Origin of the sequence: Streptomyces sp. MB09-01, assembly GCF_033794505.1 — a bacterium.
GTDB lineage: Bacteria > Actinomycetota > Actinomycetes > Streptomycetales > Streptomycetaceae > Streptomyces.
The window spans coordinates 1-20740 of the sequence record NZ_JARAYQ010000041.1; the positions used below are offsets into that span (position 1 = coordinate 1).

Annotated in this window: 18 protein-coding genes and 1 pseudogene; 11 read left to right on the forward strand and 8 right to left on the reverse strand. The window is 72.7% G+C overall.

Annotated features, from left to right (window positions below; genetic code table 11):
- Positions 1–95: 95 nt before the first annotated feature.
- Positions 96–1055: a MerR family transcriptional regulator gene (locus PV721_RS11795; RefSeq protein ID WP_319723106.1), complete on the forward strand. Its 960-nt coding sequence runs from the start codon at positions 96–98 to the stop codon at positions 1053–1055.
- Complete coding sequence (locus tag PV721_RS11800) at positions 1052–1408, forward strand: hypothetical protein (RefSeq protein WP_319723107.1); 357 nt, start codon at positions 1052–1054, stop codon at positions 1406–1408. The genes PV721_RS11795 and PV721_RS11800 overlap by 4 nt, the downstream gene beginning before the upstream one ends.
- 6 nt (positions 1409–1414) lie before the next feature.
- On the opposite strand, the gene PV721_RS11805 is transcribed toward PV721_RS11800, so the two are convergent.
- Positions 1415–2521, reverse strand: a complete 1107-nt coding sequence (locus PV721_RS11805; protein WP_319723109.1) for a substrate-binding domain-containing protein — start codon at positions 2519–2521, stop codon at positions 1415–1417.
- A 173-nt stretch (positions 2522–2694) separates the two neighbouring features.
- Between PV721_RS11805 and PV721_RS11810 the strand changes: the two genes are divergently transcribed.
- The 4 genes from PV721_RS11810 to PV721_RS11825 all read left to right on the forward strand — a co-directional run bounded on the left by PV721_RS11810 (position 2695) and on the right by PV721_RS11825 (position 7242).
- Positions 2695–4518 (forward strand): beta-galactosidase family protein, encoded by a 1824-nt coding sequence (locus PV721_RS11810; protein WP_319723110.1) that lies wholly within the window; start codon positions 2695–2697, stop codon positions 4516–4518.
- A gap of 91 nt (positions 4519–4609) precedes the next feature.
- Positions 4610–5251, forward strand: coding sequence for a hypothetical protein (locus PV721_RS11815; protein WP_319723112.1), 642 nt, complete (start codon positions 4610–4612; stop codon positions 5249–5251).
- 45 nt (positions 5252–5296) lie between these two features.
- Entirely contained in the window at positions 5297–6247 is a 951-nt protein-coding gene (locus PV721_RS11820) for an aldo/keto reductase (RefSeq protein WP_319723114.1), read from the forward strand.
- Complete coding sequence (locus tag PV721_RS11825) at positions 6244–7242, forward strand: D-2-hydroxyacid dehydrogenase family protein (RefSeq protein WP_319723116.1); 999 nt, start codon at positions 6244–6246, stop codon at positions 7240–7242. The genes PV721_RS11820 and PV721_RS11825 overlap by 4 nt, the downstream gene beginning before the upstream one ends.
- A gap of 22 nt (positions 7243–7264) precedes the next feature.
- On the opposite strand, the gene PV721_RS11830 is transcribed toward PV721_RS11825, so the two are convergent.
- From PV721_RS11830 to PV721_RS11840, 3 genes are all read right to left on the reverse strand, one after another.
- Positions 7265–8752 carry a DUF2079 domain-containing protein gene (locus PV721_RS11830; protein ID WP_319723119.1) on the reverse strand — a complete coding sequence of 496 codons (1488 nt, stop codon included), beginning with the start codon at positions 8750–8752 and terminating at the stop codon, positions 7265–7267.
- Between the two features lie 143 nt (positions 8753–8895).
- Positions 8896–9699, reverse strand: a complete 804-nt coding sequence (locus PV721_RS11835; RefSeq protein WP_319723121.1) for an ABC transporter permease — start codon at positions 9697–9699, stop codon at positions 8896–8898.
- The gene (locus tag PV721_RS11840; RefSeq protein WP_319723123.1) at positions 9696–12407 is read right to left on the reverse strand and encodes an alpha/beta fold hydrolase; all 2712 of its coding nucleotides are present in this window, start codon (positions 12405–12407) and stop codon (positions 9696–9698) included. The genes PV721_RS11835 and PV721_RS11840 overlap by 4 nt, the downstream gene beginning before the upstream one ends.
- Positions 12408–12576: 169 nt before the next feature.
- On the opposite strand from PV721_RS11840, the gene PV721_RS11845 reads away from it, so the two are divergent.
- The 5 genes from PV721_RS11845 to PV721_RS11865 all read left to right on the forward strand — a co-directional run bounded on the left by PV721_RS11845 (position 12577) and on the right by PV721_RS11865 (position 16664).
- Positions 12577–14112: an ATP-dependent DNA ligase gene (locus PV721_RS11845; protein WP_319723125.1), complete on the forward strand. Its 1536-nt coding sequence runs from the start codon at positions 12577–12579 to the stop codon at positions 14110–14112.
- Between the two features lie 95 nt (positions 14113–14207).
- Complete coding sequence (locus PV721_RS11850; protein ID WP_319723127.1) at positions 14208–14837, forward strand: XRE family transcriptional regulator; 630 nt, start codon at positions 14208–14210, stop codon at positions 14835–14837.
- Between the two features lie 16 nt (positions 14838–14853).
- Positions 14854–15009: a DUF6126 family protein gene (locus PV721_RS11855; protein WP_319723129.1), complete on the forward strand. Its 156-nt coding sequence runs from the start codon at positions 14854–14856 to the stop codon at positions 15007–15009.
- Between the two features lie 96 nt (positions 15010–15105).
- On the forward strand, positions 15106–16188 hold the full coding sequence (locus PV721_RS11860; RefSeq protein ID WP_319723131.1) for a dihydrodipicolinate reductase: 1083 nt from the start codon (positions 15106–15108) through the stop codon (positions 16186–16188).
- Entirely contained in the window at positions 16185–16664 is a 480-nt protein-coding gene (locus PV721_RS11865; RefSeq protein ID WP_319723133.1) for a carboxymuconolactone decarboxylase family protein, read from the forward strand. Before PV721_RS11860 ends, PV721_RS11865 begins: the two co-directional genes overlap by 4 nt.
- A 77-nt stretch (positions 16665–16741) precedes the next feature.
- Here the strand turns inward: PV721_RS11865 and PV721_RS11870 are convergent, their stop codons facing one another.
- The 4 genes and pseudogenes from PV721_RS11870 to PV721_RS11885 all read right to left on the reverse strand — a co-directional run bounded on the left by PV721_RS11870 (position 16742) and on the right by PV721_RS11885 (position 20625).
- Positions 16742–18382: a GMC oxidoreductase gene (locus PV721_RS11870; RefSeq protein WP_319723134.1), complete on the reverse strand. Its 1641-nt coding sequence runs from the start codon at positions 18380–18382 to the stop codon at positions 16742–16744.
- Positions 18383–18419: 37 nt separating this feature from the next.
- Positions 18420–18716, reverse strand: coding sequence for a DUF6629 family protein (locus PV721_RS11875; protein ID WP_319723163.1), 297 nt, complete (start codon positions 18714–18716; stop codon positions 18420–18422).
- Positions 18703–19044 (reverse strand): annotated as a pseudogene (locus PV721_RS11880) (DUF6629 family protein); the annotation flags it as partial. The gene PV721_RS11875 and the pseudogene PV721_RS11880, both read right to left, overlap by 14 nt.
- An 87-nt stretch (positions 19045–19131) precedes the next feature.
- Entirely contained in the window at positions 19132–20625 is a 1494-nt protein-coding gene (locus PV721_RS11885; RefSeq protein ID WP_319723135.1) for an MFS transporter, read from the reverse strand.
- Positions 20626–20740 lie beyond the last annotated feature (115 nt).

The following is a 20740-nucleotide window of genomic DNA, read 5'->3' on the forward strand; positions in this document are numbered from 1 at the left end:
GCCCGGCGCGCCCCGCCGCGGCGGCGGGGCGCGCCGGGCAGCATGCTCCCGGGCCCGGTTGAGTCTCCCGTGGGGGGAGACCTCAAGCTGGGGGCATGGACAGCGACGTGCTCCATTCCATCGGAGAACTATCCCGCCGGACCGGCCTGACGGTGAAGACCATCCGGTTCTATTCCGACCAGGGCATCGTCCCGCCGACCGACCGGAGCCCGGCGGGCTACCGGCTCTACGGCCCCGACGCACTCGCACGCCTGGACCTGGCCCGCACGCTGCGCGATCTCGGGCTCGATCTGGCGACCGTGCGCAAGGTGCTGGACCGGGAGGCGTCCGTCGCGGACGTCACGGAAGCGCACGCCAACGCCCTGGACGTGCAGATCGAGACGCTCCGCCTGCGCCGGGCAGTACTCCGCGCCGTCGCCAGGCGCGGCCCCACCACCATGGAGATGGACCTCATGCACCGACTTGCCACGCTCTCCCAGGCCGAACGACGCCGACTGGTCTCCGGCTTCATCGACGACGCCTTCAAAGGCCTTCACACCAACCCCGAGTTCGTGACCCTGATGCGATCCGCGATGCCCGAGCTCCCCGACGATCCCACGCCCGAACAGCTCGAGGCCTGGGTGGAACTCGCCGGACTCTGCCAGGACGCCGACTTCCGCGTCGCGCTGCGCCGCACGGCCGAGGACCAGGCGGAAGAGCCCTCCCAACAGGACGTCGGCACTCTGCACGACGCTCTCGACCAAGCGATGCGTGAACGCATCGACGAAGCCGTGTCCGCCGGCCTCCTGCCGGCCTCCGCCCGAGGAGCGTCCCTCGCCGACTCGTTGGGCAGCCTCTACGCCCACGCGTTCGAGCGTGCCGACGAAGCCGATCTCCGCCGCTGGCTCCTCGCCCGCCTGCAGACGACCGCCGACCCGGACGCCGCGCGCTACTGGCAGCTCCTGGCAACGATCAACGGATGGCCCCCCTCACCCACACTCGCTCCCGTCCACTCCTGGTTCACCACCGCCCTCACCGCGAACGAGGACGACCGCAGCAAGGGTCTGACGCGATGAGGAGGCGCGACCTGAAGTTCGGCTTGTACGCGGACGAGCAGGGGCTGGCCTGGGTGAGGCACCTGGTCGGGGACGCCGTCGCCTCCCGGAGTGCGCGGGTCATCGGTGAGACCGCCGCGCACACTTTTTCCGGGAGCGACCTGTCGACCGCCGACGTCTACGACTTCCTGGCGGAACAGTGGGCCGTGGAACATCCCGCTCGGAGCAGCGGCACACGCCAACCGATCGAACTGCGCGTCCACTTGGTGTGTTCCCTGCGGACATGGCGGGCGATCCGCAAGGAAGTGATCAAGACCTTGTGTCCGGAGGGAACGGCTCCGCACACCTGCCGTGTTCCGTGGACGGCTGCCTGACACCGGTCACGAGCGGATCGTGAGGCGGGGGAGGAGGTCCAGGTGCTGGCGGGGGGCAGCGTCCGGGGCGGCGGCCGACAGGCGGTCCAGGAGGAGGGCGGCCGCTCGCGCGCCCACCTCGTGCTTGGCCGGTGCCACTGCCGAGAGGGGTACGTCGGCCATGCCGGCCACCTCGTCGTCGTACGTGATCACCGCCAAGTCCTCCGGCACTCGCACGCCGCGCGCCTGGAGCCTCGGGATCAGCATGATCGCGTCGGTGTCGCTGTGGACGAGGGCGGCGGTCACCCCGCCCGCCGTCACCGCCTCGCAGAGGTAGTCCAGCGTCCGGGCGAACATGTCAGCGTCCGAGAGCGGGCCCGGGCCCGCCGCCGGCCACGGCGGGGCCGGTTCCAGTCCGAGCGCGGACACGGCGGCCTCGTACCCGGCCCGCAGCCGTGCCGTGGTCGGGGTCGCGCGGCTGGCCAGGGCGATCCGCCGGTGACCCAGCTCCACCAGGTGCTGCACCGCGCGGGCCGCACCGTGCGCGTGGTCGGAGGCCACCCGGTCCAGCGAGGCCGCCGGATGCCCCGCCGGTGCCCAGCGCTCCACCAGTACCGTCGGAACCGGGAGTTCGGCAGTCCAGGCACCCTCACCGGGCCCCGGCGACCCGGCTTCCCAGTTCGGTGTCAGCAGCAGCCCGTGTGCCCCCGTGGACAGCAGCCGGTCCGCCTGCGTCCGGTCCTCGCCCGGCAGGTACCGGGTCAGTCCGACGGTCAGCCGCGCACCCCGTGCCTCGACCGCTTCGCGGGCCCCGCGGACGACATCGGCGTAGTAGTACTCGGTGGTCGGGACGACCATCCCGACCACCAGCCCCACTGCGGCGCCTGCGCCTGCACCTCCGCCCGCGCCCGCGACGGCAGCGGCCGGAGGAGCCGGAGCCCGGCCCGGGTCCGCCCGGCTGATCCCCCCGTGCATCCGCTGGATCTCGCCCCGCGCCGCCATCGCCTCGATGTCCCGGCGCAGGGTGACGGGGGAGACGCCGAGCTCCCGGGCCAGGTCCGCCACGCGCACGGTGCCGCGTGCCCGGACGAGCTCGAGCACCTGTGCCTGACGCTGGTTCACGTGTCTTCTCAAGGTGTCCCCCTGCAATCCGCCGGAGTGGCTGGTGTCGGCGACATCATAGGGAATCGAATCGATCGATTCGATCGAATCCGATCAATTGGTCATTGACGGCTCGGACGGTGCGTTCATATATTCGGCGGCGTTCCGTACTTCTCGGCATCTCGACCTCTCTCGGGAGTCAGCGCATGCTCACGTACGACCAGGACGGATTCCGGCGCGCGGGCCGCCCCCACCGCATCCTCTCGGGCGCCCTCCACTACTTCCGGGTCCACCCGGACCTGTGGGAGGACCGGCTCACGCGCCTGCGCGCCCTGGGGGCGAACACCGTGGACACGTACGTCCCCTGGAACTTCCACGAGACCGCCCCCGGCAAGGCCGACTTCACCGGCTGGCGCGACCTCGGCCGGTTCCTGCGCCTGGCCCAGGACCTAGGCCTCGACGCCATCGTCCGCCCCGGCCCGTACATCTGTGCCGAATGGGACTTCGGCGGCCTGCCCGCACGCCTCCTCGCCGTCGACGGGCTCCACCTGCGCTGCTCAGACCCGCGCTTCGAGGCCGAGGTGGACGGCTGGTTCGAGCTCGTCGTCCCGGAACTGCTGCCGTTGCTCGCGAGCCGGGGCGGCCCCGTCGTCGCCGTACAGATCGAGAACGAGTACGGCTCCTACGGCAACGACACCCACTACCGCGCCCACGTGGAGCAGTCCCTCGTCGAACGCGGCGTCGACTGCCTGCTGTTCACCGCAGACGGCCCCGAGGACGCCATGCTCCAGGGCGGCATGCTCCCCGGCCGGCTCGCCACCGCCACCTTCGGAGCCCGGCCCGCCGAACGCCTCGACGCCCTGCGCGGCTACCAGCGGACCGGCCCGCTCGCCGCCATGGAGTTCTGGATCGGCTGGTTCGACCACTGGGGCGAGGACCACCACGTCCGCGCCGTCGATGACGCGGCCGGATCACTCGACGAACTCCTCGCCACCGGCGCCTCCGTCAACCTCTACATGGCCCACGGAGGCACCAACTTCGGCTTCTGGGCCGGCGCCAACCACACCGGATCCCGGCCCGGAGACGCCGGCTACGAGCCCACCGTCACCAGCTACGACTACGACGCACCCATCGGCGAGGCCGGCGAACTCACGCCGAAGTTCCACGCGTTCCGCGAGGTCATCGGCAAGTACCTGCCGCTCCCCGACGCACCGCTGCCCGAGCCGCCGCCCCGGATCACCCCCGCCCTGGCCACCCCCGCGGGCACCGCGGACCTGCTCGACCGCCTCGACCTCCTTGCCGGGCCTGCGGTACTGCGCCCCGCCCCCGAGCCGATGGAGCGGCTCGGACAGAGCCACGGCCTGATCCACTACCGCACCGCCGTCACCGGCCCGCGGCCCGCCATGCCCGTCAGGATCGACGGCCTCGGCGACCGCGCGTACGTGTTCGCCGACGGAGTGCCGCTCGGCGTCCTCGACCGGAACACCCCCGACGAGGGGCTCCACCTGGCGGTCGGCGAGAGCGGAGTGGTCCTCGACGTACTGGTCCGGGCCCAGGGGCGGGTCAACTACGGCCCGCTCCTCGACGACCGCAAGGGCATCTGGCGCGGAGTACGCCACGGTCACCAGCAGCTGTTCGAGTGGGAGATCCGGCCGCTGCCGCTCACCGATCCGACCGGAATCGACCGGCTCGACTGGTCCGGGAACCACGCCGCGGCCCCCGCAGCGGACCGGCCGGCCGGACGCCCCGCCTTCCACCGTTTCACCCACGCGCTCGCCGACGGCCACGGGCCGGCCGACGCCTTCCTCGACATGTCCGGCTGGGGGACCGGGCTGGTCTGGCTGAACGGCTTCCTCCTCGGCCACTACGACACCCCGCGCGGCCCGCAGCGCACCCTTTACGCCCCCGGACCCCTGTGGCGCGACGGAGAGAACGAGATCGTCGTCCTCGAACTGGAGCGCCCCGGCACCGAGCTGCCGCTGCGCGACCGGCCCGACCTCGGCCGCACGACGGTCGTCACGCTCCAGTAGCCCTGTCCCCCCGCCGGCCCAAGGCAACCTGTGCTCCCCGATGTCCCTCCTCCCTGACGGAACGGTCGGGTGAGACAGGGGAGTCGGGGACATGAACAGCCGGACACGTCGGATCAGCCGGATCAGCCGGACTCGCGGGATCGGCCGGACCCGCGGGATCGGCCGCACCGCGCCCGCAGCCGCCTTCGTCGTATGCGCCGCGGCCCTGGCGGTCGGGGCCGCGGCCACTCCGTCCTGGGCGAGCGGATGGGCCTCCGCGGAGCAGGACGGCCGCGCGGGGGAACTCGTACCGGTGATGGCCAAGGACGATCCGCAGCACGAGGCCCGCGTTCCCGCGGGGCGGCAGCTGCGCGTGGTCAAGGTGAGCAGCCCGGTCCTGACGGAGGAGCCGGAGGACAACCAGATCGGCTACAACGGCCGGTCCTACCTGGGCTGGGCGCGGATCAGGGCCGACGCGCGGCCCGGTGAGTATCCGCTCTCCGTCACCTTCGACTACGTGAACCCGCTCGACTCCGGCGACACCGCGGGGAGCCGCCCGTACACCGCCGGGGGCGGCACGGTCACCGTCGTGGACGCGGAAGGGGACGGAGAAGGGGACGAGGAAGGGGGCAGCGCCGGCCGCCCCGAGGTGTGGGCCCTGGCCGGCGCCGCGCTGGCCGGGCTCGCGACACACGGTGTTCACGTCGCACGGCGCCGACGCCGTACCGCCACCGCACCGGGCGGCCTAGACTGACCACTTGGTTGATCATGTACCCGACGAGTCTGAGGAACGAAACGCATGCGCTATCTCCCCCTGGGCAGTTCAGGTCTGCAGGTCTCCGCCGTCGGCCTCGGCTGTAACAACTTCGGTGGCCGGCTCGACGCCCAGGCCACCCGCGCCGTCGTCGACGCCGCCCTGGACGCGGGCATCACCCTCCTCGACACCGCCGACATCTACGGCAACGCGGGCGGCTCCGAGGTCCACCTCGGGAAGGCCCTCAAGGGCCGCCGCGACCAGGTCGTCCTCGCCACCAAGTTCGGCTACGACGGGGTGGACATGAAGTACGGGCCCGCCGCCGGATCCCTCGGCGGCCGCGCGTACATCCGGCGGGCCGTCGAGGAATCGCTGCGCCGCCTCGACACCGACCACATCGACCTCTTCCAGCTGCACAGCCCCGACCCGGCCACCCCGATTGCCGAGACCCTGGCCGCGCTGACCGAGCTCGTGGCGGAGGGCAAGGTCCGCTACATCGGCCACTCCAACCTCTCCGGCTGGCAGCTCGCCGAAGCCGCCCACGTCGCGCGCGAGACCGGCTCGGTCCCCTTCGTGTCGGCGCAGAACGAGTGGTCGCTGCTCGAGCGGTCCGTGGAGCGCGAGCTGGTCCCGGCGGCCCTGCACTACGGCGTCGGCGTGCTCCCGTACTTCCCGCTCGCCAACGGGCTGCTGACCGGCAAGATCCGCCGCGGCGCGCCCGTCCCGGCCGGCTCCCGCCTCGAAGGCCGCGACGCGTACCTCACCGACGAGCGCCTCGACGTGGTCGAAGCCCTGGCCGCGCTGGCCGAGAAGCACGGCCGCACCGTCCTCGAACTCGCCATCGGCTGGCTCTCCGCCCAGCCCGGCTGCGCCTCCGTCATCGCGGGAGCCACCTCCGCCGAGCAGGTGCGCGCCAACGCGGCCGTCGCCGACCGCCCGCTCGACGCCGAGCTGCTCGCCGAGATCGACGCCATCGCCCCGGGCACCGGCGCGTGACGGGCGGCGGGCGGCGGCCCCTGCGCTGTGCGCTCCTCGACGACTTCCAGGACGTCGGGAGCACCGCCGCGGACTGGTCGCCGCTCGCCGGCCGTGTCGAAGTGGTCGCCTTCAACGACCACACGGACGACGAGGACGTGCTCGCCGGACGGCTGGCCGGCTTCGACATCGTGGTCACCCTGCGCGAACGCGTCCCGTTCCCGGCGTCGCTCCTCGACCGGCTGCCGCGCCTGCGCCTGCTCATCGCCTCCGGCATGCGCAACTCGGTGATCGACTACGCGGCAGCCGCACGCAACGGCGTGACCGTGTGCGGGACCGGCAGCTCCTCCACGCCGCCCGTCGAACTCACCTGGACCCTGCTGCTGGGCCTGGCCCGGGGCCTGGTCCAGGAGAACGCCGCCCTGCGCGGCGGCGGCCCCTGGCAGCAGGGCGTCGGCGCGGACCTGCACGGGCGGCGGCTGGGGCTGCTCGGCCTCGGCAAGATCGGCAGCCGGGTCGCCCGCGTCGGGCTCGCCTTCGGCATGGACGTGGTGGCCTGGAGCCCGAACCTCACCGAGGAACGCGCCGACGAGGTGGGGGTGGCCCTCGCCCCGTCCAAGGAGGAGCTGCTGGCGAGCAGCGACTTCGTCTCCGTCCACCTCGCCCTCGGCGAGCGCAGCCGCGGCCTGATCGGCGCCGCCGAGCTCGCGCTGATGCGGCCGACGGCCTACCTGGTCAACACCTCCCGGGCGGCGATCGTGGACCAGGCGGCGCTCCTCGAAGCCCTGCGCGCGGGCCGGATCGCGGGTGCGGGCATCGACGTCTTCGACATCGAGCCGCTTCCCGCCGAGCACCCCTTGCGCACGGCCCCGAGGCTGCTCGCCACACCGCACCTGGGCTATGTGACACGGTCCAACTACGCCACCTATTACGGCGAAGCCGTCGAGGACATCCAGGCGTTCCTCGACGGCTCACCCCTCCGCGTCCTGCAGCACCCAGGGCCGTTGCCGCACTGAGCCCCAGGCGCCGTGGGGACCGCTATCCCTTACGGCTCAGGAGGACGAAACCGTCCTTCTCCTTGACGGTGCGGTAACCCCGGATGCGGGCGAAGTCGAGGGCGATCAGCTCCTGCCGGACCGACATCGGCCAACGGTGGTTCGGCGCGACCTTGGTGTCAACGATGATCCACTCGGGATCGGGGCGGCTGTCCCCCCAACCGTAGACGCTCACGCTGGTGCGGTCGGCGAGGTGGGGCCCCAGGTTGTTCGACGCCTGGACCGTGGCTCCGTCCGGGATCTCGGCCATCACACTGCGGGCCACCGCGCTCCGGGGATCGGTCTGCCAGGTCGCCGGCTGGACCAGCTGCCACAACGGGAAGTGCGGCAGCAGCAGCAGGGTGACCGCCGCGGAGCCCGCCAGGTACCGGTACAGGCTGCGGCCACTCGCACCCCGTCGGTGCAGGGCGTCGATGAATGCCGCGAAGACGATCGGCATGATCAGCAGCCCGTAGTGGTAGCTGGTGCCCCAGTGCGCCGGGTAATCCGAGGCGAGGCGCCACATCACGGTGGGCAGCGCGATCAGCAGGAGCGGCGAGCGCAGCGCCAGGAACAGGGTGGGAGCCAGCATGAGGATGAGGGTCGTCACCTTCTCCTGCGGGGTGATGAGACCGAGCGTCCCCTGGTGGAGGAGTTCCACGAAGCCGCCGTCCGACCCGCTGTCCGCGCCGCCGCCGGGATTGTGGGAGGCGAAATAGCCGTCGAAGCCGCCCGGATGGAAGGAGGCCAGGGTCAGCACGGCGAGCGTGGCCGCAGCCAGCCCGGCCGCGGCCGTGACGAGCCCCAGCCTGCGGCCACGGCGTCCACCCCGCCACGCGATGACCACGCCGATCACGGCCACCGTGAGGCCGAGGTCCTCCTTCACCAGCACGAGCGGCAGCGCCCAGTACGCGGCGGCGCGCAGCCGGCCGCTGCCGAGGGCGGTCAGGGAGAAGGCGAGCAGCGGAACGGCGAAGGCCCATTCGTGGAAGTCGTAGGCGACCCCGCTCGCGATGCCCCACGAGACGGCGTAACAGCCGCCGATGACCACGGCGGCCGCGGATCCGAGAGTCCTTCGGGCCCAGAAGGCCAGTGGCAGCACGCTCGCGGCGACCAGGGCGGCCTGCGCGACGAGCAGTAGCTTCACCGACGGCCACAGCCAGTACAGCGGCGCCAGAACGGCCAGGATGGGAGAGAAGTGGTCGCCCAGGACGGGGAAGTCCGGCCCCTTGACCTCGGAGACGGGCAGGTGCCCGTCTGCGTAGGACCGCACGACCTGTACGAAGATCCCCAGGTCGAACGAGTGGGAGAGCAGATGCTCGTGGATCCGCAGGGACAAGGCCGTGTAGGCGAGGAACAGCGTTCCCGCCATGGCCCAGATCCACCAGGTGGCCCCGGGGCCGCTGGCCGCGGCCGGCTCCGGAGCCGCCTGTTCCGCGGTACCCGACTGTTGCGGTGGGACTGTGGCGGCGTTGCCGGTGGGTGCTTGCATGAACCCTCAAGATGCCAGCAACCACACGGGCCGGATGCGGAGCTGCGGCCCGTGGGGGCAGTTTCCTTCGAATGGCGGACGCCACAGGACCTCCGCGCCACCCCCGACCCCTGCCCTACCGGGCCGGGTCCGGGGGTGTCCGCTCACGACACGATGTCCTTGCGCGAGAACCCGCGGAACGCGAGCGCGAAGAGCACCAGCGCGTACGACACCGACACCACCGCCCCCTTCACCATCCCGCCCCACTCCAGCTGCGGCTGCAACGCGTCCGCCCACGCGAACTGCCAGTGCGCCGGCAGGAACTCGCGCCACGATCCGAGCGCCGTCACCGCGTCCAGCACATTGCCGACGATCGTCAGACCGACCGCCCCGCCCACCGCGCCCAGCGGCGCGTCCGTGCGTGTGGACAGCCAGAACGCCAGACCCGCCGTCACCAGCTGCGACACGAAGACGAAGGCCACCGCCAGCGCGAGCCGCGGCACGGTGTCCCCGGCCGCCAGCGCGACCACCGGCAGCAGCACCATCGCGGCCAGGCTGAAGCCCAGCGCCACCACCAGCTTGCTCCACAGCAGCCGCATCCGCGGCACCGGCGAGGCCAGCAGGTAGCGCAGCGAGGACCAGCTCGCCTCCGAGGCCACCGTGTCCCCGCAGAACAGCGCCACCGGCACCACCAGCAGGAAGCCGGCCGAGACGAACAGACAGGTCGCGGCGAAGTTCGCGCCCGAGGCCGTGGCCGTGTCGATCAGCGTGACGCGGCCGGTCCCGCCGTCCCGGCTGCCCGGACCGCCGCCCACCGCGAACGCGATCATCAGGATGAACGGCAGCGCCGCCAGCACCCCGCCCATCACCAGCGTCCGCCGCCGGCGCCACTGCCGCAGCGCTTCCACGCGCAGCGGCAGCGTACGGCTCGCCCGGTAGCCCGCGGCCACCTCCTGTACGGCGCTCACGCCGAACCTCCGATCAGGGTGAGGAACGCGTCCTCCAGTCGCCGGTGCGGTCCCACTCCGGTCACCGGCACCTCCAGCCGTACGAGTTCGGCGATCAGCCCCGCGGCCGTCGCGCCTTCGAGCCGTACGAGCAGCCCGTCGTCGGCGGCCACCACGGAACCCACTCCCTCCAGTGCCGCCACCTTCTCGACGCCCACCGCGTCCACCGGCTCCGCCAGCGTCACCAGCAGCGTGTCCCCGCCACCGGTGATCTCGGCGACCTCGCCCGCCGCGACCCGCTGTCCGCGGTCCATGACCACCAGGTGCGTGCAGGACTGCTCCACCTCGGACAGCAGGTGGCTGGAGACGATGACCGTCCGCCCGCCGGCGGCGTAGCGGATCATCACGTCCCGCATCTCCCGGATCTGCGGCGGGTCCAGACCGTTCGTCGGCTCGTCGAGGATCAGCAGGTCCGGCATCCCGAGCATCGCCTGCGCGATCGCGAGGCGCTGGCGCATGCCCTGCGAGTACGTGCGCACCGCGCGCTCCAGCGCGTCGCCCAGCCCCGCGATCTCCAGCGCCTCCGCCATGTGCGAGTCCTCGGCAGGCCGGCCGGTGGCCTGCCAGTACAGCTCCAGATTGGCGCGGCCCGTCAGATGCGGCAGGAACCCCGCACCCTCCACGAACGCCCCGACCCGCGACAGCACCGGAGCGCCGGGCCGCACCGCGTGCCCGAACACCCGGATCTCCCCGGCGTCCGGCGAGATCAGCCCCATCAGCATCCGCAGGGTGGTGGTCTTGCCCGCCCCGTTGGGCCCGAGCAGCCCCAGCACCTGCCCCTTCTCCACCCGGAACGACAGGTCCCGCACCGCGTACCGGTCCTGCGCCTTGGCGTACCGCTTCGTCAGTCCGGTGATCTCCAGGGGTACGCCGGCCAGCGCGGCGTCCGGCTGTGCCGGGCCCGGCCGCGTCCCCGCGGCCCCCCGGCCGGTGCGCCGGATCCCGAGCAGCCCCGCGGCCAGCGCCGCCGCGCCCAGCGGCAGCCACCAGGTCCAGGCGGGCAGCCCGGCCGAGGCGGTCCGTACCCCGGTCGCGACGGGCACGGCCAGCGGGCCCTCCACGGAGACCGTGTAGGCGGCCGGCGCGGCCGGGGTGGCGTAGCCGAGGTCGGTGGCGGCGACCACCAGCCGCAGCCGGTGCCCCGCCACGGCGGAGTGGTCGATGGCGGGCAGCTTCAGCTGCACGCTCACACCCTGCTGCGCGTTCTCCACGCGCACCGGGGCGACGAGCTGACCGGGCAGCACCTGCTGCTGCCCGTCGGGTCCCACGTCGTACATCTTGCCGAACAGCACGGCCGACCCGTCGGCCGCTGTCGACCTCACGTTCAGGGTTACGGTCGGGGTCCCGGTGACCTGTACGTCCTCGGTCAGCGGCGCCGACTCGAACCGGGCGTTCTGCCCGGGGAAGTCCAGGGAGAGCCCGGCGCCGAAGGCGGCGAGCTGCCCGCCGATGCCGGGCAGCGAGGACAGGGCCGGAGGCGCGCCGCCCGCCGGATTGGCGAAGGTCTGCTCCCGCCCCGTCAGGGCGAACTGCCGCGGGCCGGAGACCAGCCCGGGGTAGCGGTCGCCGGTCGCGCCGCGCAGCGTCACCTGGCCATCGGTGGAATCGATGCCGCCGGAACGGGAGACCCGGAACGCCGGGCCGGTTTCCGCGCCCTCGTCCCCCTTCAGGTGGCGGTCGAACCAGGCCGCCACCCGGTCCTCGACCCGGTCCGCCTCGCGCATGCCGCCGTCGTGCCCGCCGGCCGCCCAGTCCACGGAGACGGGGGCCCCGTTCGACGCGATGGCCCGGGCCATCGCGTCGGCCTGGTCCAGCGGGAAGAGGGAGTCGTCCTGGCCCTGCACGATGAGGGTCGGCACCTTGATCCGGTCGCCGACGGCCGAGGGGCTGCGCTGTTCCAGCAGGGCGCGCGCCTGGGGATCGGGCTTCCCGGCCACCGCGACGCGTTCGTACATCGCGCAGAGCTCGGGCTGGAACCGGCCGCAGCCGGGAGCGGCCGACGGGTCCGGCCGCCCGGGCCGGGCCTGCTGCATCCCGCCGGACGAGCCGGTGGTGAAGAAGATGCCGGACCACAGCTTCTTGAAGACGCCGTTCGGGAAGAGGGAGTCCGCGAGGTTCCAGTAGGTGATCTGCGGAGCGATCGCGTCCACGCGACGGTCGTGCCCGGCGGCGAGCAGCGAGACCGCCCCGCCGTACGAGGCCCCGGACACGCCGACTCGCGGATCACCGTCAGCGTCGAGCCGCACCTCCGGCCGGGCCGCGAGCCAGTCGATCAGCCGGGAGACGTCCTTGACCTCGTTCTCGGGGTCGTTCAGCCCGATCCGGCCGCCGGAGCGGCCGAAGCCGCGCGCCGACCAGGTCATGACGGCGTACCCGTCGCGGGCCAGCCGCTCGGCCTGCTCGCGGACATCGTCCTTGCTGCCGCCGAAACCGTGCCCGAGGAGCACGGCGGGACGTTTCTCCGCCCCGTTCCCAGCACCGCCCGCCGTGAAGTAGGAGGTGTCGACGGCGGCGCCGGGCATGTCCAGGACCTGGTCCTGACGGTGCACGACCGGAGCGTCGCCGGCCGCCGACGCGGCCGTCCAGGTACCGGCCCCCGCCACGACGGCGAGCGCGGCGGCGCCCGCGAGGAGACGGTCCCGGCGGCGCCGGGGCATTCGGAGCTTCATACGGGCACCCTAAGGGCCCGGCAGCCGGCCTCCGAGCACCCACAGGCGTAACCCCCGACCTTCTCAGGGACTAGGCGGGCGCCCGCACGTACCGCACCTGCGGTACGTGCGGCCGACCTGCACCGCATCCCGACCTGCGCGCCGCGCCGTCCGGCGGGAGGATGGCCGCATGCTGCTGGCCGACGTCGCGCGCGTGTCCCGGGAGGTCGCCGCCGCCTCCGCCCGCTCCCGCAAGACCGCCCTGCTCGCGGAGCTCTTCGCCGCCGCGCCGCCCGACGAGGCCGGTCTGGTCATCTCCTACCTCGCCGGGCGGCTGCCGCAGGGCCGCCCGGGCATCGGCTGGCGCGTCCTCGCCCAGGAGACCGAACCGGCGCTGGAGCCCACCCTGACCGTCCGCGGCGTCGACGCGGCGGTCACCGAACTCGCCGCCGTCGCGGGCCCCGGCGCGCAGGCGCAGCGGCGCCGGATCGTCGACACCCTGCTGGGCGCGGCCACCGGGTCCGAGCAGGCGTTCCTGCGCAGCCTGCTGTCCGGCGAGGTACGGCAGGGCGCACTGGACGCGGTGGCGCTGGAGGGCGTGGCCGCGGCCGCCGGAGTGCCGGCCGCCGACCTGCGCCGGGCGGTGATGCTGGACGGCTCGCTGCCAAGGGTGGCTGCCGCGGTACTCGCCGAAGGGGCGCAGGCGCTGAGCTCCGTCACCCTGCGCGTCGGCCGGCCCGTACAGCCGATGCTGGCGGGCACCGCCACATCGGTCGCCGAGGCGCTGGCCGCGCTCGGGCCGTGCGCGGTCGAGGAGAAGCTCGACGGGATCCGCGTTCAGGTCCACCGGGACGGGGACGACGTACGGGTGTACACGCGCTCCCTGGACGAGATCACCGGGCGGCTCCCGGAGGTGGCGGAGCTGGCCCGGGCGCTGCCGGGGGAGCGGTTCATCCTCGACGGCGAGGTCATCGGACGCGCGGCGGACGGCCGCCCCGTCCCCTTCCAGCAGATCGCGAGCCGGGTCGGCTCCCGCATCGACGTCGAGGCCGCAAGGCGGACGCTCCCGGCCGCCCCCTACTTCTTCGACGTCCTGGCCGCCGGTGAGGACGTCCTGCTCGACCTCCCGGTCCGGGACCGGTACGAGGCCCTGGCCGCCCTCGTGCCCGAGCACGCCCGGGTCCGGCGCCTCGCAGTGGAGGATCCGGGCGCGCAGGCGGCCGAGGCCGAGGAGTTCTGGTCCGAGAGCCTGCGCCGCGGCCACGAGGGGGTGGTGGTCAAGGCCCTGGACTCGGCCTACGCGGCCGGCCGCCGCGGCAGACACTGGCTCAAGGTGAAACCGGTGCACACCCTGGACCTGGTGGTCCTCGCCGCCGAATGGGGCCACGGCAGGCGCACCGGACTGCTCTCGAACCTGCACCTGGGGGCGAGGGCCGCCGACGGCACGTACGCCATGCTCGGCAAGACCTTCAAGGGGCTCACGGACGAGATGCTGCGCTGGCAGACGGGGGCGCTGCGCGCACTCGCGACCTCCGACGACGGCTTCACCGTGCGGGTGCGGCCCGAACTGGTGGTGGAGATCGCCTACGACGGCCTGCAGCGCTCCCCGCGCTACCCGGCCGGAGTGGCCCTGCGCTTCGCACGGGTCCTGAGGCACCGCCCGGACAAGGACGCGGAGCAGGCCGACACGGTGGAGACCGTGCTCGGACAGGAGGCCGGGCCGTAGCCGAGGTCGCGGGACGGCACCGAGCTGCACCTCGCGGTTTTGCCTCAGAGGCAAGGGAGATTGCCAGGCAGGCAAGGTTCTGGCTCAATCGGGGCATGAAACCCGGTCCTGCCCCCGGCCCCGAAGACGCGGCCGACGAGCTGCCCGCCGTGGCGCCGCAACTGCGCGAACTGCGCCGCCGCGCCGGACTCACCCTGGAGGCCGCCGCCGCCCGGGCCCGGCTCTCGCCCGCCCACCTGTCCCGTCTGGAGACCGGCCGGCGCCAGCCCTCGCTGCCGCTCCTGCTCGGGCTCGCTCGCACCTACGGTACGACGGTCTCCGAGCTGCTCGGCGAGACGCCCGCCGTCGCCGATCCCATCGTACGGGCCGGCGGTCCCGGTGCCCGCGAGGCCGACGGGTGGACGTACTGGCAGGCGGGCGGATCCGGCCGCGGCATGCAGGCGCTGCGCGTGCACGTCCCCCACGGCCGCAGCCAGGGCGAGCTGGTCCGCGTACACCCCGGCGAGGAATGGCTGTACGTCCTGGACGGGCGGCTGCGGCTCCACCTGGGCGAGGCCGAGCACCTCCTGGAGCCGGGGGACAGCGCGCACTTCGACTCGCTCACCCCGCACCGGATCGGTGCGGCCTCCTCCGGGGGCGCCGACCTGCTGTTCGTCCACACCCTGCTGCAGAGCAGCCTCGCCGGGCTGTGCCTCGGCGGGACCTCCACCACGCACCACCGATAGCCGAGGAGCCGTACCCATGTCCCGAGGAGAGAACCCCGTCACCGTACGGGCGCGCATCGAGGCCAAGTTCCCGCGCGGCCTGGTGATCCGGCTGATCGCCTACTTGTTCGTCGGCCACCTCTTCGCCTTCTTCGTCTACCTCCTCTTCGTCCTGGGGGCCCAGAACCAGTAGCCCACCGGGGCGAGCGCCCCCGGGCGGCGACCGGGGGCGGCGAGACGGCGCCGCGGGACTCTAGGAAGTTGCAGGTCCTGTGGCTACCCTCCGCGCATGATTTCCACGGTTGTCTGGGGCACCGGCAACGTCGGCCGTCTGGCCATCCGCGCCGTCGAGGCCCATCCCGCGCTGAGACTCTCCGCCGTCATCGTCCACAATCCAGCCAAGGCCGGCCGCGACGCGGGCGAACTCGGCGGCCTCGACCACCTGTTGGGGGTCGAGGCCACCGCGGACATCGAGGCCGTCCTGGCCACCCGCCCCCGGGCCGTGGTGTACGCCGCGTCCGGGGACATCCGCCCCGACGAGGCCCTCGCCGACATCACCCGGGCGATCCGGTCCGGCGCGGTCGTCGTCAGCCCCGCCCTCTATCCGCTCTACGACCACCGCAGTGCCCCGCCGGAGTTCCGCGATCCGGTGCTCTCCGCCATCGCGGAGGGCGGCGGCTCGCTCTTCGCCTCCGGGGTCGACCCCGGCTGGGGCAACGACGTGCTCCCGCTCCTGCTCAGCGGACTCGGCACCACCATCGACGTCATCCGCTGCCAGGAGATCTTCGACTACTCCACCTACGACCAGCCCGACTCCGTCCGCCACCTCGTGGGCATGGGCCACCCCATGGACTACGAGCCGATGATGCTCATGCCCTCGATCCCGGCCATGGTGTGGGGCGGGCAGATACGGATGATGGCCCGGGCCCTCGGCGTCGAACTCGACGGGATCCGCGAGACGTCGGAGCGCCGCGCCCTCGACACCACCGTGACCACGCGGACCATGGGCGACTTCGAGGCCGGCACCCAGGGCGCGATCCGCTTCGAAGTGCAGGGCATCGTCGAGGGCGAGCCCCGCATCGTCATCGAGCACGTCACCCGCATCCACGCCTCGTGCGCACCGGACTGGCCCACGCCGCCCGACGGCGGCGACGGCGCCCACCGGGTCGTCATCGAGGGCCGGCCGCGCATCGAGGTCACCATCGAGGCCACCGACGAGGGCGAGAACCGCTCGGCCGGCGGCAACGCCACCGCCGTCGGCCGACTCGTCGGCGCCATCGACTGGCTCACCGAGGCGGAACCCGGACTCTACGACGCCCTCGACGTCCCGCTGCGCCCCGCCACCGGCAGACTCGGAAGGAAAACGTCATGAGGATCGACATCCCCGAAGGCCAGCACCCGATCGAGTACGTGTGGGGCGACATGGTCCCCGGCATCGGCATGGCCGCCGCGAACTTCTCCCTGTCCGTGTACGCCCACACCACCCTGGGCCTGCGCGAGTTCGAGGCGGCCCGGCTGCGCGTCGCGCAGATCAACGGATGCGTCTTCTGCCTGGACTGGCGTACCGAGCGGGAGGGGGAGAAGGTCGAGGAGGAGTTCTCCGAGGCCGTCACCGAGTGGCGCACCACGGAACGCTTCGACGAGCGCACCCGGCTGGCCGCGGAGTACGCCGAGCGGTACACCCTGGACCACCACGGCCTCGACGACGAGTTCTGGGACCGGATGACCGCGCACTACAGCCAGTTGGAGATCGTGGAGCTGACGATGAGCATCGGGTCCTGGCTGGCCTTCGGCCGGCTCAACCACGTGCTCGGCCTCGACAGCGTGTGCGTGCTGCCCGGCCACTGAGCGGGGCGGAACGAGGAATGACAAGGGGCCGTTCGGTGAATCCGAACGGCCCCGGCCGCTGGGGGGAGGACGCGGCCCTACCGGAGGTCAGTTGCGATGATCTTCTCGATGTTGCGCTCGGCGAGTGCCGTGATGGTGACGAACGGGTTGACGCTGGCGTTTCCGGGGATCAGCGCTCCGTCGATCACGTACAGGCCGGTATAGCCGTGCAGGCGCCCGTAGTTGTCGGTGGCCCTGTTCAGGACGGCGCCACCGAGCGGGTGGTAGGTGAGGGTGTCGTTCCAGATCTTGTTGCCGCCGAACAGGTCGGTCCGGTAGATCGTCCCCTCCTTCGAGTTGATCTTGTCGAAGATCGTCTTGGCCATGCCGATGGACGGCTGCTTCCAGGCGGTCTGCCAGCTCAGGTCGGCTCGCCCCGTCGCGGCGTTCCAGGTGAATTCGGCGCGGTTCGGGTTCTTCGTGATCGACAGGTAGAAGGAGGCGTACGTCTCGATCCCGGTGGGGAGCGGTGCGACCTCGGCGAAGGCGCCGCCGGCGTCCCAGTTGTCGATGCCGGAACAGGGGATGGTGGACTGGAGCTTGCCGGTCGGGTCCCACAGGTGGTTGGCGCGGCCGCACATGACGTTGCCGTTCTCGCCCCAGCCCTTGCCGACCTCGTTGTCGAGGTTCGGCAGCGCCCCGGTGGCCTTCAGCTTGACCAGGAGCTTGCTGGTGCCGACGCTGCCGGCCGCGAAGAACACCCGGTCCGCGCTCACGGTCTTGGTGGCCACGGTGTCGCCGGTGGTGTTGATCTGGTCGATGGTGACCGTGTAGCCGCCGCCCGCCGCGGGGAAAACCGAAGTGACCTTGTGCAGCGCCGAGATGGTGACCTTGCCCGTCGCCCTGGCCTGGGCGAGGTACGTCTGCACCAGCGACTTCTTGCCGTGGTTGTTGCCGTAGAGGATCTCGCCGGCCAGGGCCGACTTGGTGGCGGTGCCGGCGGCCTCCTGCTTCATGTAGTCCCAGTCGTACACGTCGGGTACGAAGGTCCAGGCGAAGCCGGAGCGCTGGGCGTGCTTGCGGCCGACGCGGGAGAACTGGTAGCAGTCCGCGGTGTCGAACCACGCAGGGTCGACCATGCCCACCCCGAGACCCGCGTTGGCCCGGGGGTAGTAGGTCGCGTACATCTCGTCGGCGTCCACCGAGGGGAGCACGGCGGCGAAGTTGGCGCGCTTGGGCGTGACCGCCATGCCGCCGTTGACCAGCGAACCGCCTCCGACGCCGCGGCCCTGGTAGACCGTGATGCCGGCGAAGTCCTCGGCGTCCAGGATTCCCGTGTACTTGGGGACGTCCTTGTCGATGGGGAAGCCGAGGAAGTTGCTGAGCGGGGCCTTGGTCCGGGTGCGGAGCCAGAACGACCGGTAGTCCGGGCTGGTCACCTTCGGGAAGATCTTGCCGTCCGAGCCGGGGGTGTCCCAGGCCATGCCCATCTCGATCATCTGTACGTCCACGCCGGCCTGCGCGAGCCGCAGCGCCGCGACCGAGCCGCCGTAACCGGTGCCGATGACCAGCGCCGGTACGCGGGCGGCGTCGGCTACCGGGCCGGCGGCGGAAGCCGCCCGGGCCGGGGTGATGTGACCCGCCAGGGCCACGGTCCCGACAATGGAACTCGTTCTACCGATGAATCCGCGACGGGAAATTCCTCTGGGGCCGTTTCCGGGCAGGGTTTTGTCACCCATGTGACGTTCCTCACTCTCGGTGGAATGGGAACGAGTTCTACTGCCGGGTGCATGTGAAGTCACTACATACGTCTAGGTAACTTTCGGTCATCGTGCGGCCGGGGAGTGGGTTCCGGGCGCCGTACCCAGCCGAGGCGAGCACGGACGCGACCGCGGCGAAGGCACACCAGGTGGAGGCGAATTCCAGCCGCCACAGCGCTGAGCAGGCCGGCGCGCCGGCCGCCGGCACCGCACCGAGGGTCCGCAGCCGCCGGTCGCCGGCGAGGAGCAGGGAGCAGGGAGCCGAGCGTGGCGAACAGATGGCCCGTCGGTACGAGCGGCGTCCACGGAACATTCACTCCGTAGCCGATGGTGCGGCCCCGGATCTCGGCGGTCACGGGCCGGGTCACGAGGCAGTACGCGAGCACCGCGGCGGTGGCGAGACCCACGGCCACCGGCCCCCACAGGCGGCGCCGGACCCCGGGCGCGGCCGTGAGCAGGACCCCTACCGGCACCCGGACCGGCAGCAGCGGCAGGGCGATCACGGCCCAGGCCGGGGCGGCCACGGAGCACCCGCCGCCCGAACCCCAGACGGCGGCCTCCACCAGCTGGTGCGCGCCCGGCAGTAGCGGAAGCGCGGCGATCGGCAGATCGCGGGCCAGTCGCACGCGCGCCACGCACACGACTCCGACGGCGGCGACGACCGTGCCCGCCGCCAGATCGGCCGTCGCGCTCCAGTGCGCGGGGATCAGCCGGACCCGACGTGGGGCTCACCCGAGTCCCCGCTTCTCCTCCCGCGGGGGTTCGAGCGGCGGGGCCGTCACCGCGCAGTACGTATGGCACTGCGGGTGGCATGCCTCGGGCACGGGGGAGCGCACGGTCGCCCAGGCCACGGCGGCGCCGGCCACGAAGGCCCCGGTGCACCAGAGCATGGCCCGCCCGAAAGCGGCGTCGAACTGCGTCGCCGAGCGGTACGACTCCGGCCCCATTCCGGACAGCAGCGGCAGCGCCGCCACCGCGAGCAGCCCGGCGACGCGCGCCGCCGCGTTATTGATGCCGCTGGCCAGGCCCGCCCGGCCGGGGTCCACCGAGGCCAGCACGGTGGACGTCAGCGGGGCCACCAGGGCCACCAGGCCCATGCCCATCACGACCATCGCGGGCAGCACGTCCCGTACGTACGAGGCCGCGGGCCCCACCCGCAGCATCAGCAGCGTCCCCGCCGCGCACAGCAGCGGCCCCACCGTGAGCGGGATCCGCGGCCCGATCCGCTCCCCGAGCTCACCCGAGCGCGCCGACAGGAGGAGCATCAGAAGGGTCGTCGGCAGCATCGCGGCCCCGGCGGCCAGCGCCGAGTAGCCGGACACCACCTGGAGCTGGAGCACGACGAGGAAGAAGAACCCGCCGATGGCCCCGTACACGCACAGGGTGACGAGGTTGACGGCGGTGAACAGCCGGGACGCGAAGATGTCCGGCGGCAGCATCGGGTCGGACCGCCGCCGCTCCACCTGGACGAAGGCGACGCCCAGCAGGACCCCGAGCACCGCCGCGATGATCACTGCCGCCGCTCCCGACCGGGCTTCGATCAGCGCGTAGGTGACCAGCCCCAGGGAGGCCGCGCCGAGTACCGCCCCGGCCACGTCGAACCGCCCGTGCGCCTGCGGGTCCCGCGATTCCGGTACGTGCCGCAGTGCGACCGGCACGCACACCGCGGCCAGCGGCACGTTCAGCAGGAACACCCACCGCCAGCCCGGCCCGTCCACCAGCCAGCCGCCGAGGAACGGCCCCACGGCCGCGCCCACACCGCCGAACCCCGACCACAGTCCGATCGCCCGCCCCCGGTCCTCGGCGCGGATCGACGCCTGGATCAGGGCCAGGGAGCCGGGCGTCAGCAGCGCCCCGCCGATGCCCTGCAGGGCCCGGGCGGCGATCAGCACCCCGGCGTTCGGCGCGATGCCGCACAGCAGCGAGCCGACGGCGAACCACCCCACGCCGAGGATGAAGATCCGGCGCCGGCCGAAGCGGTCGCTCAGTGACCCGCCGACCAGGATCAGCCCGGCCAGGGTCAGCAGATAGGCGTTCACCGTCCACTGCAGCACCGCCAGGTCGGCGTCGAGGTCCTCCCCGATGCGCGGCAGCGCCACGTTCACCACGGTCCCGTCCAGCATGGCCATGGTCGACCCGAGCACCGTGGTCAGCAGGATCCAGCGGCCGCGCGCGGACGCGATCGGGACACCGGCTCCGGACGGCTCGGCGGGCGCAGTCATGTCTTCAGGCTGGCCCGCGCCGCCGGGAAGGGCCACCGGGAGGGCGTTCTGCGAGGCCGGCTCGATCCGGCTCAATAGGCGCTCTTGTAATGAGCATGACCTCTCCTTCACCATG

Bases quoted from the DNA above. Each gene is read 5' to 3' on its own strand.
- PV721_RS11795 (WP_319723106.1), top strand. From the start codon at position 96: ATGGACAGCGACGTGCTCCATTCCATCGGAGAACTATCCCGCCGGACC.
- PV721_RS11800 (WP_319723107.1), top strand. From the start codon at position 1,052: ATGAGGAGGCGCGACCTGAAGTTCGGCTTGTACGCGGACGAGCAGGGG.
- PV721_RS11810 (WP_319723110.1), top strand. From the start codon at position 2,695: ATGCTCACGTACGACCAGGACGGATTCCGGCGCGCGGGCCGCCCCCAC.
- PV721_RS11815 (WP_319723112.1), top strand. From the start codon at position 4,610: ATGAACAGCCGGACACGTCGGATCAGCCGGATCAGCCGGACTCGCGGG.
- PV721_RS11820 (WP_319723114.1), top strand. From the start codon at position 5,297: ATGCGCTATCTCCCCCTGGGCAGTTCAGGTCTGCAGGTCTCCGCCGTC.
- PV721_RS11830 (WP_319723119.1), bottom strand. From the start codon at position 8,752: ATGCAAGCACCCACCGGCAACGCCGCCACAGTCCCACCGCAACAGTCG.
- PV721_RS11840 (WP_319723123.1), bottom strand. From the start codon at position 12,407: ATGAAGCTCCGAATGCCCCGGCGCCGCCGGGACCGTCTCCTCGCGGGC.
- PV721_RS11845 (WP_319723125.1), top strand. From the start codon at position 12,577: ATGCTGCTGGCCGACGTCGCGCGCGTGTCCCGGGAGGTCGCCGCCGCC.
- PV721_RS11850 (WP_319723127.1), top strand. From the start codon at position 14,208: ATGAAACCCGGTCCTGCCCCCGGCCCCGAAGACGCGGCCGACGAGCTG.
- PV721_RS11855 (WP_319723129.1), top strand. From the start codon at position 14,854: ATGTCCCGAGGAGAGAACCCCGTCACCGTACGGGCGCGCATCGAGGCC.
- PV721_RS11860 (WP_319723131.1), top strand. From the start codon at position 15,106: ATGATTTCCACGGTTGTCTGGGGCACCGGCAACGTCGGCCGTCTGGCC.
- PV721_RS11865 (WP_319723133.1), top strand. From the start codon at position 16,185: ATGAGGATCGACATCCCCGAAGGCCAGCACCCGATCGAGTACGTGTGG.
- PV721_RS11870 (WP_319723134.1), bottom strand. From the start codon at position 18,382: ATGGGTGACAAAACCCTGCCCGGAAACGGCCCCAGAGGAATTTCCCGT.
- PV721_RS11875 (WP_319723163.1), bottom strand. From the start codon at position 18,716: ATGTTCCGTGGACGCCGCTCGTACCGACGGGCCATCTGTTCGCCACGC.
- PV721_RS11885 (WP_319723135.1), bottom strand. From the start codon at position 20,625: ATGACTGCGCCCGCCGAGCCGTCCGGAGCCGGTGTCCCGATCGCGTCC.